The organism is Kocuria oxytropis (genome assembly GCF_040981195.1).
Lineage (GTDB): Bacteria > Actinomycetota > Actinomycetes > Actinomycetales > Micrococcaceae > Kocuria > Kocuria oxytropis.
Genome location: NZ_JAVFXA010000032.1, coordinates 1 through 11,684 on the forward strand (window position 1 = coordinate 1; position 11,684 = coordinate 11,684).

Annotated in this window: 12 protein-coding genes; 5 read left to right on the forward strand and 7 right to left on the reverse strand. The window is 65.5% G+C overall.

All coding sequences use genetic code 11. The features are described from left to right. Positions 1-693: 693 nt before the first annotated feature. The 3 genes from QYM41_RS17135 to QYM41_RS17145 all read left to right on the forward strand — a co-directional run bounded on the left by QYM41_RS17135 (position 694) and on the right by QYM41_RS17145 (position 2,649). Positions 694-1,002: a hypothetical protein gene (locus tag QYM41_RS17135; protein WP_368800982.1), complete on the forward strand. Its 309-nt coding sequence runs from the start codon at positions 694-696 to the stop codon at positions 1,000-1,002. A 461-nt stretch (positions 1,003-1,463) separates the two neighbouring features. Next, positions 1,464-1,751 carry a hypothetical protein gene (locus tag QYM41_RS17140; protein WP_368800983.1) on the forward strand — a complete coding sequence of 96 codons (288 nt, stop codon included), beginning with the start codon at positions 1,464-1,466 and terminating at the stop codon, positions 1,749-1,751. A 685-nt stretch (positions 1,752-2,436) separates the two neighbouring features. Then, positions 2,437-2,649: a hypothetical protein gene (locus tag QYM41_RS17145; RefSeq protein ID WP_368800984.1), complete on the forward strand. Its 213-nt coding sequence runs from the start codon at positions 2,437-2,439 to the stop codon at positions 2,647-2,649. A 177-nt stretch (positions 2,650-2,826) separates the two neighbouring features. Here the strand turns inward: QYM41_RS17145 and QYM41_RS17150 are convergent, their stop codons facing one another. The 3 genes from QYM41_RS17150 to QYM41_RS17160 form a co-directional block, all read right to left on the reverse strand. Further along, on the reverse strand, positions 2,827-3,087 hold the full coding sequence (locus QYM41_RS17150) for a hypothetical protein (RefSeq protein WP_368800986.1): 261 nt from the start codon (positions 3,085-3,087) through the stop codon (positions 2,827-2,829). Positions 3,088-3,541: 454 nt separating this feature from the next. After that, entirely contained in the window at positions 3,542-4,378 is an 837-nt protein-coding gene (locus QYM41_RS17155; RefSeq protein WP_368800987.1) for a hypothetical protein, read from the reverse strand. A 606-nt stretch (positions 4,379-4,984) separates the two neighbouring features. Next, the gene (locus QYM41_RS17160; RefSeq protein WP_368800988.1) at positions 4,985-5,476 is read right to left on the reverse strand and encodes a hypothetical protein; all 492 of its coding nucleotides are present in this window, start codon (positions 5,474-5,476) and stop codon (positions 4,985-4,987) included. 212 nt (positions 5,477-5,688) lie between these two features. Between QYM41_RS17160 and QYM41_RS17165 the strand changes: the two genes are divergently transcribed. Continuing rightward, complete coding sequence (locus QYM41_RS17165) at positions 5,689-7,008, forward strand: IS256 family transposase (protein ID WP_368800989.1); 1,320 nt, start codon at positions 5,689-5,691, stop codon at positions 7,006-7,008. Positions 7,009-7,105: 97 nt separating this feature from the next. On the opposite strand, the gene QYM41_RS17170 is transcribed toward QYM41_RS17165, so the two are convergent. Then, a complete protein-coding gene (locus QYM41_RS17170; RefSeq protein WP_368800990.1) occupies positions 7,106-8,722 on the reverse strand; it encodes an L-lactate permease in 1,617 nt (538 codons plus the stop codon). Between the two features lie 148 nt (positions 8,723-8,870). Further along, a complete protein-coding gene (locus QYM41_RS17175; protein ID WP_368800991.1) occupies positions 8,871-9,824 on the reverse strand; it encodes an L-lactate dehydrogenase in 954 nt (317 codons plus the stop codon). 271 nt (positions 9,825-10,095) lie between these two features. On the opposite strand from QYM41_RS17175, the gene QYM41_RS17180 reads away from it, so the two are divergent. After that, the gene (locus tag QYM41_RS17180; RefSeq protein ID WP_368800992.1) at positions 10,096-10,347 is read left to right on the forward strand and encodes an excalibur calcium-binding domain-containing protein; all 252 of its coding nucleotides are present in this window, start codon (positions 10,096-10,098) and stop codon (positions 10,345-10,347) included. 89 nt (positions 10,348-10,436) lie between these two features. Here QYM41_RS17180 and QYM41_RS17185 read toward each other — a convergent pair whose 3' ends face one another. Beyond that, positions 10,437-10,754 carry a histone-like nucleoid-structuring protein Lsr2 gene (locus QYM41_RS17185; RefSeq protein WP_368800993.1) on the reverse strand — a complete coding sequence of 106 codons (318 nt, stop codon included), beginning with the start codon at positions 10,752-10,754 and terminating at the stop codon, positions 10,437-10,439. 55 nt (positions 10,755-10,809) lie between these two features. Next, complete coding sequence (locus QYM41_RS17190; protein ID WP_368800994.1) at positions 10,810-11,157, reverse strand: hypothetical protein; 348 nt, start codon at positions 11,155-11,157, stop codon at positions 10,810-10,812. Positions 11,158-11,684: the final 527 nt, after the last annotated feature.

The following is an 11,684-nucleotide window of genomic DNA, read 5'->3' on the forward strand; positions in this document are numbered from 1 at the left end:
CACGGTGGCCGCGCTCTCGTCCGGAACGACGAGCAGGGCCACCGCGCTACACCACTATCGGGGGCTCAACTGCGTCGTGGAGTTGTCCAATCAACTGCACCAGGCATTCCCCGAGTCGCCCAAGGTCTGGTGGAGGTCCTGGATGCCGCTGGTTTTGTCGCTGGGCCCGGAACAGCCGGCGTCCGCCAGTGATGCGTCCACTGGGGCGGGGACGGGCAGCGACGGAAAAGACCGTAGAGACGGTGATTTCTCCCCTTCACCCCGTCACAAACAGCGTTCGAGGACCCATGAACCGTTCTGACACCTGGTGTGCTGGGTGCTGTGGGAGCGTGCGTGTCACGCTGGTGCGCAGAAGCTGCGGCGTCCTGGTCGACAGGCCGTCAGGTCTGGTGCCGGCCGCAGGGGCGCACCACCGGTGTGGGCCATGGGTGATCGCATCCGTGCGGGGGCGTGGGAAGAAACGCTGCTCGCCCCGGGCAGGAGGACGCTGCTGTGAACAAGGCGGGGGATGGGCCGGTAGGGGCCGGTGCGTGGGTGCTGGGCCATCTGCGCATCAGTGGCCTCCCGGCAACGCGGCCGTTTCGGGTGCCGTGCATGACACCGCCCGTGTACGGATCGGTGTTGCACCGGCCCTACCGCACGGTCCGGCGGTGCTGCTGGTACCACTCGGTGGACTGGAATGAGGCAACCACGGTGGCCGACGCTACCCTCCGGCGCGCCCTGGCCCAGCTGGCCGCCCGGCAGGGGCGGCGGCAGGAGTTGGGGGTGGTGGTAGAGCGGAACCTGCCGCGTCACTGTCCGGGGCACCTCCAGGAGGCGGTGATGGGCCTGGTGCGGTCGAACCCCATCGTGGCTTCCACGGAAGAGATCACCGACGGTGTCCACCGGCTCACGGCCATGCGCCAGCAAGGAGTCAAGAGCACCCCGGCACTGATTCCGGCCCGGGCCGGACAACGGCTCTCGGAGATCCCCGGGGCCTACCCGCACCAACACCTCAGCTAAGACGTGTCCGGTACGCGGTGGTGGGTGCAGCCGCGGACGGGAAACCCCGGTGTCGTCATCATGGCCAAGCGGGGCGTGTGAGCTGGTCAAGATCGGCCGGCCACCCGCATGCTGTCCTCACGGCACGTCGAAGGAGATGCCCATGCCACTCTTGGTGCCCGCCGTGGCTTCCACCGGCCCGGCCCCGTCCGTCACCACGATGCTGGTGCTCGGGGTGGTCCTGGCCATGGTGGGCGTGGTGATCCTGTTGCGTCTTTACCGACCGGCTCGGCTCGGTGACCGCATCCGGGCCCGTCGCGGGGTTGGCGCTGAGGGCTCCACCGCGGCCTTGGGTGGTTCCGGCGCCGCGCACTGTGACGGCGGCTTCGACAGTGGAAGTGGAGGCTTCGAGGGCGGGAACTTCGACGGCGGTGGTGGGGGTGGTGGCCCATGTTGAGCACAGGCCGGCGGGAATGGGGCTGATGATGTTCGACCTCACCGACCTTCAAGTCCTTGCCCTCGTCCTGCCTGTGCTGGGCTACCCGGTGCTGATCATCGTCGGACTCCTCGTGGAGACACCGATCCTGCGGCGGGAACCGGCCACGGCCCGGCGCCGCACGGCGGCGGTCACCCTGGCGCTTCTCTCGCTGTTCGCCGCTGCCCCGTTGCTGGTCATAGGCCCGGCCCTTGGTGCCTTCGCGGTGTTGCTGCTGGGTGGTTTGGTGATCCCGGCGGTGCTGACCCTGGTGCGCCTGCGGCAACGACCGTAGGCGCAGACGACTTCCTGACCGCAGCGCCTCCTCGGCTCGGCAGTCCGTGTGGATCAGGGCAGGCGTGGTGGAGCTGGTACAGGGAGGTGACGTGTCCTGCGGCTATCAGAGCCGGGTCCCGTGGAAAGCGTCCGCGTCCGCCCCACGAGCAGGGGATTCTCTGGCCGGGCTTCCGGGACGGAAGCGCCCCGGGGCCGGGGAGACGGCAGGGGCGCTTCCTGATCCAGTACGGGGGTACCAGATCGCCCAGCAAGGGGGGTGCTGGGGTGGATGCCGTCGGAGTCCTCAATGGTTCATGGGACCATCGGCGGAACCATGTCTATGACTACGCATTTTACGCCGGGCACCTGGGCCTGGGCCTGTTTCAGGGGTAACGAAAGTGCTCCATCGTCCTCCCCGGTGGCGCCTGTCCTGCCCGGGGACTTCCCACGCCCCACTCCACACCCAGTGGCGGTGCGACAGTCCCACAGTCCTTGGTGGGGGACCTTTGAGGAAAGCTTTAGGCGCTGGGTTCTGTGGGGGGCGCCTCCTGCGGTGGGGATGCCGTTTCAGGGGTGCTGAGGGTGTTTGTGTGCCCTGTCCCGGGGTGGGGTCGGGTGGATGGGCAGGAGATGTCCTGGTGTTGGAGCTCAGCGCTGTAGGGCGCCTGGGGTGGAGGCAGGCGGGCGATCAAGACGTTGGCGGCATGGGCGAGCAGATCCCGTTGGTCGCGGGGAAGCTTCAGCGAATTGTGCAGATAAGCCTCGATTTCCACTCGGTGAGCGGCACCACCGAGGTGGAGGTAGAACGGCCACAGTTGCTCGAGCGTGATGCCGGCCCGTGTCAGGGCCTGGTGCAGCAACCGGGCCTGTTCCTCGCCCCACGGGTCATCCATGTGCTGATTCTACGTTCGCACTGACGCGCTACACCGCGCTGACATGGGTGGGCGTGGTCGCGCACCCGTCCTGCACCGGTCCGTGTTTCGTCCTGCCCGGTGTCCTGGTGTTCCGGTGTCCTGGCGTTCCGGTGTCGCGCGCCGGGGTGGCTGCGGGGTGCTGCGGTCACGGCCATGGTCGGGGACCGGGTTCACCGGGTGTCACTGCGCAGCGGGGACGGCGGGAGGGTCGTGGCGGTGTATCCGGTACTCGCGGACGTCGAGCACTCGGCGGGCTCCTGTTCCGTTTGCTCCGTCCTCACGGATCCAGATGAGTCCCAGCTCGGCCGCCACAATCTCCACGGTGCCCGAGTAGTGCAGCACCTCCTGGGCCCAGGCGTTCACCTGGTCACCGGGCACCAGCTCATCCGGTGGGGTGTTGGGTGGGGGTGCTGGCTCCCCGGTGTTGGTGCTTGTCAGCATGGTGTGGCCCTTCGCGACCGCCGCAGGAATAGTGGTGAGTCACTATCCTGACGGATTCCTCGCCGCCCGTCCCTGGGTCACCTTGGTTTTCTTGTCCAATGCCGCACGTCAGGACCCCCTGAGGACGGGCGGGGAAGGGGGTGAGTGGCCGCGGGGACGAGCTCGTCGAGGAGCCGGTTGCCATGGCCCTCACGGGCCGGTGGACCAAATGGTGGGCAGCACGCACTCAGGGGCCTGTCCGAAGTGGGACTCCTCACCCATGGTGAAGCCCCCGTGCTGCGGAGAGCACGGGGGCTTTCTTCCTCCGTGTCGCCGGGACCCGCTGTGACATCGAGGTGGCGATGAGCCAGAGACTACGCACCCCGCTCACCCAGGTGGGGCGACCACGCCGGCGGGGAGCGTGCCTGGAGGGAACCGGGTTCTGTGCTGGAGACCCAGAGTTGGTGTGCCTCACTCAGCCAGCGAGAGGAACCCGGATCTCGAACCAGGCCTGCAACCACCGCTGCAAGTCCTCGGCGTCCCAGTCCGGGGCATTGACCACCAGCGCATCATGGGCGTCACGGTAGACGGCGGTGACACCGTCCTGGACGGCCAGTTCGGCAATCACGCGGTCCACCAGCTGTGAGTGGGTGGCGGCGATGTCGGCGCGCAGGCCGACGTCGAAGAACTCGGGTTCGGCCACGACCACCACGGGCGGATCCGGTGACGCGGCCTCGTGCGAATTTTCCCGCAGGGCGTCGATCACGGCCGCTGCGTACTCGGTGAGCTCGGTGGCGCGCAGAGACTTCTCTCCGCGCTTGAGCCTGGCCACGCCGACCATGGGCAGGGTGGGAACGAAGATCTGGTGTCCGGACCCGGTGAGCACCGGGTAGTGGTGCAGGTGGTGGGACGGGTCCTCTGGTGAACCCAGCCGCCAGGCCGCGTTGGGGGCGCCGGTGGTGATGACGAGAGTGAGGTAGGAGACTAGGCCGTCGAGCAGGGCGAACATCGTGGCCGAGGGCACTCTCATTCCGGTCACGGTGTGCCGGGCCCAGGAGGGCCACATCTGTCGGGGTTCTACCGGGGTGTCACCTGCCGGATCCGCGGCCAACTCCGCGCGCCGGTCGGTGATCCATTGCCACAACGGGGTCAAGGAGCCCGGGGTGGCATCGAGCATTGCCGACGGGTCGATCCCATGGCTGATGAGCTCGGCGCGCAGGCCTTGCAGGGCGGTGGGGCGTTCGGTGAGGAACTCGCCCAGGGCAGCGGCGGCCTGGGCGTGGGTCATGCGCCGGTAGTGGGTCATCGGCATGGCTTGAGGTCCTAGCGAAGGGCGGGCTCAGTGGTTGAGAATCGGCCACGGCGGCGGAAGCAGCGCCCCCGGGTCCATGGCCTCCACCGTAGTGAGACCGCTACCGTTGACGGGTTCGTGACGGAGGAAGACCCAAATGAGGCCGGTGTCATGGTGCCAACGCTCTCCAGCGACTCCGGAAGCACGACCCGTGCCCGTGGTGGGTCAGGCGGCCGGGGGACAAAGAGAGCACCGGGTCCCTTGGCCCGTCACCCACCAAAGGGCCGGCTCCGTGGGCAGGGAGGGGGAAGCATCCTTGCCCGGGGGAGGACAAAGATGCTCCGGCAGGCACGGGCAATCCGGGGCGGGTTTCGCTGTCCCCCCAGGGACATGTGTCGCAGCGAAGCCGCCGACGGCACCCTGACGCCTGCTGTTTCCGACTCTACTGTCCGGTAATTGCGGGAGGGCTCTCGGGGGCGTGGCTACATGTGGGGACGACGCGACAGTGGCCCACCCTGACGGGTAAGGCACTGAACCTATGGGAGACGAAGGGGCATGCCGGAGACGGGCGCGCACCTGGTCCTTCCGCCTCAACCAGGATGCTCTTGGTGTGGTGAGGACGCAGGCTCAGGAGTGCTCGATGGTGTCCTCAGTCGGCACCGCGGAAGCGACATCCATGCCAGCTTCAGCGACATCCGCGTTCTCGGCTGCTGCCGCCGGGTCGGCGACTGCGGTGGTCTTGGTGCGGTTGCCGGTGATGACCGTGCCCTCCTGGGTGAGGTCCACACACAGCATGCCGTCCTCAAGGAAAGGCTTCCATCGCCTGGTGGCAGTGGTGTCAATGCCGTAGTGCTGTGTGAAGGCGGTGGCCGAGATGATGGCCTGCCCTGGGCCCCGCTTGGAGCCGTTGCGGACTGCATAGGCGTGCGGGGAGGAATCATCGGCGACGCGCAGGGCCATGACCTGTCGGTCGCGGTCGTAGAGCAACTCCACAGTCTCGGCATTGTCCACCAAGTCGTGGGCGGCCTTGTTTAGCGAAATGACACCGCGCTTCTGAATGGTGACGCTGGGCGCCTTCGCCAGTGGGGTCATTCTCTTGTCGAACACTTCGAACGGCATGAGGCCTCCTATGCACGGCGGGTGGTTCAGCAGTATGCATCGTATTCATTGCAACGGGTACAGGCATAACTGTTGAGCTCCAGAGGTCAGACGTCTCGGAAGGCATGGGATGCGAGACATCTGTGTTCTGAGACACTGCGCAGTTGGGGAGGGGACTATCGCAGTAACGGTGTAAGAGGCCCAATCACCCCGCATGAGGTTGGAGGGTCGACATGAGCGAGAAGATCGAGACACTGGTGGACGTGAGCCCACGGACACCCGGTGACGAGCCGGAAGACAACGCGCAGCTGAGCGCGGCTGAACAAGACACCGTCCGGGAACTGGTCCGTCAGGCACGGGCCAGCGGGGCGGCCTTGACCGGCCCGGGCGGCCTGCTGAAGCAGCTGACCAAGATGGTCGTCGAGGCCGCCCTTGACGAGGAGATGAACGAACACCTCGGCTACGAGCAAGGCGAGCCCGAGGGACGGAACCGCGGCAACTCGCGCAACGGGAAACGATCCAAGACGGTGATCACCGACAACGCCGGCCCCGTGCAGATCGAGGTCCCCCGCGACCGCGAGGCGTCATTCGAGCCGGTGATCGTCAAGAAGCGCCAGCGGCGGCTGACAGACCTGGACCAGGTCGTCCTCTCGCTCTCGGCCAAGGGCCTGACCACCGGGGAGATCAGTGCGCATCTGGGCGAGGTCTACGGCGCCGAGGTCTCCAAGGACACCGTCACGAGGATCACCGACCGGGTGATCGAGGAGATGACCGCGTGGTGGGCCCGGCCCCTGGAGCAGGTCTACGCTGCGATCTTCATCGACGCGATTATGGTGAAGGTCCGCGACGGGCAGGTCCGCAACCGGCCGGTCTACGCCGCGATCGGGGTGGACCTGGCCGGGCATAAGGACATCCTGGGGATGTGGGCCGGGGACGGCGACGGGGAGAGCGCGAAGTTCTGGTACGCGGTCCTGAACGACCTGAAGTCCCGCGGGGTGCGCGATGTGTTCTTCGTGGTCTGCGACGGGCTCAAGGGCCTGCCCGACTCGGTGAACGCGGTGTTCCCGGCCGCGATCGTCCAGACCTGCATCATCCACCTGATCCGCGGGACGTTCCGCTACGCCTCGAGGAAGTACTGGGACGAGCTCGCCAAGGACCTCAGACCCGTCTACACCGCCCCCACCGCGGCTGCCGCCGAGGCGGCCCTGGAGGAGGTGGAGGACAAGCGGGGCGCCCGGTATCCGGCGATCAGTCGACTCTGGCGCGGGGCGTGGACGGAGTTCGTGCCGTTCCTGGACTACGACGTGGAGATCCGTCGGGTGATCTGCTCGACGAACGCGATCGAGTCGCTCAACGCCCGGTTCCGCAGGGCGGTGCGGGCCCGGGGCCACTTCCCGAATGAGCAGTCCGCGATGAAGACCCTGTACCTCGTCGTGCGGAGTCTGGACCCCAAGGGCACCGGGCAGACACGATGGGTCACACGGTGGAAGCCGGCGCTGAACGCCTTCGCCATCACCTTCGCCGACCGCATGCCGCCGGCGGAGAACCACTAACCACGGAAACGCCTCTTACACCGTTAGAGCGACAGTCCCTCGTCTCGGGCTCTTGTCCTGGCCCTCCTATGGGCAGGGCCAGGGTGCCGTGCTGGCCTCAGTGGAGGGAGATCCCTGTCAAGGACAGCACCAGGGTCCACACGCTGATGAAGGCCAGCAGGCCGGCGCTGTGGACGATCGAGGCCCGGAGGATTTCGCTTTCCCGCCCGGAGAGTCCGACGGCGCCGGCTGCGATCGCGATCGACTGGGGGGAGATGACCTTGGCGGCAGCGCCCCCGGCCGTGTTGGCGGCAACCAACAGCGTCGAACCGACTCCGATTTCACTGGCCGTTGTCGCTTGCAGCTGAGCGAACAGAGTGTTGTTGTTCACGACCGAGCCGGTGAGGAAAACCCCGACCCATCCGATGATGGGCGCGAAGAGGGGGAACAGGGGTCCGGCCGCCGACAGGGCGTTGCCGATGCTCGCTGACCCCCCGGACAGGTTGGCGATGTTCGCCAGAACCAGGATCACACCGATCAACACCAGTGCCCGCCACAGCTCGCGGACCGTGAGTTGCAGCTGTCCGACGAACATCGATCCGGTGATCTTCGACGTGGTGAGGTATGTCGCGAGCACTGCCAGCAGGAGCGCGGTACCGGTCGCATTGATCGGGGTCCAGCTCCAGGTGCTCGCGACGACGGCGCCGGCGGCCGTGGTGATCTGCTCGGTCACACCCGGGATGGGCAGGGTGAGCACGGACCAGTCCAAAGCGCCTCCGGGAAGGAAAAGTCCCTTGAAGTACGGGGTGCTCCACACGAAGACGAACGCCGTGAGGATGTAGAACGGGCTCCACGCAGCGACGACCTCGCGCGGGGTGTGCCGTTCCATGGAGGGCGCCTCGACGCCGTCCTCGCGGAAAATCCGCCGAGGCCGCCACACCCGACCCAGAGCTGCGAGGGTCACCATGCCCAGCAGACCCGGAACGATGGCGGCGAGCTCGGGTCCGAGGAAGATCAGGATGCCGGCCTGGCTGAGGGAGAACACCGCGGTCAGCGCCACGGTCGCCGGCCACGTCTCACGCAGTCCGCGCCAGCCGTCGAGGATGACCACCAGCAGGAACGGGATGAGAAAGGTCAGTGGTTGCAGGATGAGGACCAGATCGCGGGAGAGCTCCATCACGTCCACCCCGCCGACCTGCGCGCCGACGATCACCGGGATGCCGACAGCGCCGTAGGCGCCGGCTGCGAAATTGGCCACGAGGCTCACCATCGCCGCTTTGAGCGGCCGAAATCCCAACTGCACCAACATGGCGGCGCAGATGGCGATCGGAACACCGAAACCTGCCACTCCTTCGAGAAACGACCCGAAGGAAAAACTGATCAGCAGGACCTGGATCCGTTGATCGGGTGAGATCTGCGCGATCGAGGAACGGATCACCTCGAATCGTCCGCTGGCGACCGCCAGCTTGTAGAGCCACACCGACATCACAATGATGTAGGCAATCGGCCAGATGGCGCTCAGCAGGCCCAGCAACCCCGCTCCGGCTACAGACGGTGCTGGCATCCCGAAGACCCACAGGGCCACGATCACTTCCAGGAGGAGAGCGACTCCTGCTGCTTTGATTCCCGTCATCTTGAACACGACTAGGCACAGCAAAAAGGTCACGATCGGGAGTGCGGCCACGAGGGCTGACAGCCACAAGAGGCCTAGGGGGTCGGTCGTCTGAGTCCACATCAGGGCACTTCCTCACGCTTTCATGTCTTTGCGGGCCGCCGTTCTGCGAGGGCACCGCGACATGGGTGTGCCGGGAAAAAGGGCGGGGATGATTTACCGTCGTAACAGGCCCAGCAACGGGTCGAGCGATGGGGCGGATGACGGCCGGTCAGTTGCGCAGCGATTCCAGGACGCCGGCCAGGGCGTCGGAGGAGCGATGGAGGAGCTGAAGCTCCTCCTGCGAGAACGGCGTGTTCGGAATCGGCGTGGCTCCGGTAGACCCCACGATGGAGGGAACTGACAGCGCTATTCCGTCGATGCCGTGAAAGTCCTCCAGGACCGTGCTCACGGGCAGCACCGCCTTCTCGTCTTGCAGGACCGCTTCGACGATACGTGCGCTGGACAGGCCGATCGCGTTGTTCGTCGCCCCTTTACCCTTGATCACCTTGTAAGCGGCATCACGGACGTCGGTGGCGATGTGTTCCAGTTCGTCGACGGTCAGCCTGGGGTGGTCCGCTGTCTCCCAGTCCAGGATCGGGACGGGGCCGATCCTGGCCTCCGACCACAGGGGGAACTCCGTGTCGCCGTGCTCGCCCACGATGAAAGCGTGGATGCTGCTGGTGTTCACCCCGACGCGCTGTGCCAGCTTCCACCGCAGGCGCGAAGTGTCGAGCACGGTGCCCGAGGAGAAGATCCGGTTCCGCGGCAGGCCCGAGGCCTCTGCCGCGAGCACCGTGAGCACGTCGCAGGGATTGGTCACCAGGACGTAGACAGCGTCGGGGGCGACTTTGAGGAGATCAGGCATCATCCCGGAGATGATGTCGGCGTTGACCGAGGCAAGTTCGATGCGCGACTGTCCCGGCTTCTGCTTGGCGCCCGCAGTGACAACGACAACCTGGGATCCCTCGACAACCGACAGATCGGACCCGCCGGTGATGTCGCTCGCGCCAGTGAACTGGGTCCCGTGCGCGAGATCGAGCACCTCGGCCTCGACTTTTTCGGTGGCGATGTCATAGAGAGCGACATGTCGGGCGGATCCTCGAATCAGTGCGGCATAGGCGATGCTGGTTCCGACACTGCCAGCTCCGACAACTGTTAGTTTCGAGTTCTGCGTAGTCCTCATACCTGAATAATATCTCGGCGCAAGGAAGGCACGAAAACGCTCCTAGCCCGCTGTAACTTCCATGTTATGGGCCATGACTTTGGTCACAGTTAATTCACTGGCGAATCGCCTCTGAATATAATAGGTACTCGTCATGAATTGTGTTCATGTCCTCATTTATGCCGGGGACGGTGTGGGGTAGGAGTCCACCGCTTCGGCCCCTGCGGTATTGGCTCGGGGCCCACGAGATTCTGCTCCGGTGGCGCCGGCGCCTCCGTGCCCGGAGCCTGCAGTGGCTGCTTTGGCCTCGACGGGCAACTACGCCAACTGCTTCGCAGCCCGTTCAGCAGGGGCTGCGCCGGTCTACCTCAGTCAGCCGGGCTACGGTCTCCACGTGAACCGTGACGGCGACGCAGTAGCCTGCGAGAAATCAACCTGCGGCCAGGCTTTCCCGGCCACGGCAAGGTGGAGGGCCTTGCACCCCGGATCGGGTGCAGGGCCCTTCCCTTCCCGTTTGATCCATCCTCTACCCTGCAGCCGCTGAAGGACTTGTCAGATGCCTACTGGACCCGGACTCCAATGCGCACGGACCGTGCAGCCGCGCAGCAGTGGGCGTGTCGACCGGCGGAAGAATTAGTGGGCGGCGTAATAGGTGTCCCTGACGGACTGAGAAATGCGGCCGCGGTCGGAGACCGGGTGGCCGTGGTCCTTGGCCCAGATTCGGATCTTGGCGGGATCCGGGTCGGCGCTCAAGGAACGGGTTCCACTGCCACGGGCCCCAGTGGCGCGGGAGGCCTTGCGGCCGGCGGCCGCGTAGGGGCGCAGCGTCTCGGCGTTGGGGTCGGAGAGGTCGATCTCGTAGTTCTTGCTGTCCAAGGTGATGGTCACGGTGTGCTCGGCGGGACCGCCGTCGAGGTCGTCCTCGAGGTGCACTTCTACTTTCTGCGCCATAGGGGCTATTCCTTTCGATTTCCCCCGGTAGGGGAGTGGTGCTGCTGGCCTGGTATCAGGCGGGGTCGGAATGATCTTCAGCCAGTGAGTCACTTACGGGGCTTTCACCCGAAATGTCATTCATATTTGAATTTAACAATGCTGTGGCCTTGGTGCGGTTACCGGTAATAACCGTGCCCTCTTGGGCGAGGCCGACGCAGAGCATGCCGTCCTCCACGAAAGGTTTCCACCGCCTCGTGACGGTGGTGTCAATGCCGTAGTGGGCAGTGAACGCAGTCGCCGAGAAAATGGCCTGCCCTGGCCCGCGCTTCGAACCACCGCGAACCGCGTAGGCATGTGGGGAGGAGTCATCGGTGGCATGCAACGCCAAGAACTTCCGCTGGCGGTCGTAGAGCAGTTCCACCGTCTCCGCCGTTGTTGATTAGGTCATGGGCGACCCTGTTCAGCGAGATCACGCCGCGCTTCTGAATTGTCACACTGGGCGCCTTTGCCAATGGAGTCATTCTCTTGTCAAATACCTCAAAGCCCGTTGCCATCCCAACATCCGAAAATACTTCTACCGAGATCATCGTAACCATCGCATGCGGTGACGGGACACCCATGAGGATGCATCAAGAGCCGTCTTGGAAGCCATGGGATGCGAGACGTCTCGTCGAAGAAATTCTTGTCCGCGTGTGTGAACCGCAACGAAAAGTGGCGGTGTTCTGACGGAGCTAAATGGCGGCATCGAGGTCTTGCGTCCCGATCGGAGTCGTCGGACCGGCCGAGCTCGAGGTGATCGACGTGTTGATCGCTCTCGGGTGGGCGTTCCACTTCCTAGGTACTGGGACGCTCGGCGTCGAGATCCACGTTCGGGGATTATGGATATCGATTTGAGTGCCAGAAGTTAGGCCTAGAACTAAGTGCCAGCTAGGCCGTACGGAACCGACT

What these genes read in the sequence shown, in the direction of transcription:
- QYM41_RS17145 (WP_368800984.1), top strand. Translation starts at nt 2,437, where the DNA reads ATGGGCGAGCAGATCCCGTTGGTCGCGGGGAAGCTTCAGCGAATTGTG.
- QYM41_RS17175 (WP_368800991.1), bottom strand. Translation starts at nt 9,824, where the DNA reads ATGAGGACTACGCAGAACTCGAAACTAACAGTTGTCGGAGCTGGCAGT.
- QYM41_RS17185 (WP_368800993.1), bottom strand. Translation starts at nt 10,754, where the DNA reads ATGGCGCAGAAAGTAGAAGTGCACCTCGAGGACGACCTCGACGGCGGT.
- QYM41_RS17155 (WP_368800987.1), bottom strand. Translation starts at nt 4,378, where the DNA reads ATGCCGATGACCCACTACCGGCGCATGACCCACGCCCAGGCCGCCGCT.
- QYM41_RS17160 (WP_368800988.1), bottom strand. Translation starts at nt 5,476, where the DNA reads ATGCCGTTCGAAGTGTTCGACAAGAGAATGACCCCACTGGCGAAGGCG.
- QYM41_RS17140 (WP_368800983.1), top strand. Translation starts at nt 1,464, where the DNA reads ATGATGTTCGACCTCACCGACCTTCAAGTCCTTGCCCTCGTCCTGCCT.
- QYM41_RS17170 (WP_368800990.1), bottom strand. Translation starts at nt 8,722, where the DNA reads ATGTGGACTCAGACGACCGACCCCCTAGGCCTCTTGTGGCTGTCAGCC.
- QYM41_RS17150 (WP_368800986.1), bottom strand. Translation starts at nt 3,087, where the DNA reads ATGCTGACAAGCACCAACACCGGGGAGCCAGCACCCCCACCCAACACC.
- QYM41_RS17165 (WP_368800989.1), top strand. Translation starts at nt 5,689, where the DNA reads ATGAGCGAGAAGATCGAGACACTGGTGGACGTGAGCCCACGGACACCC.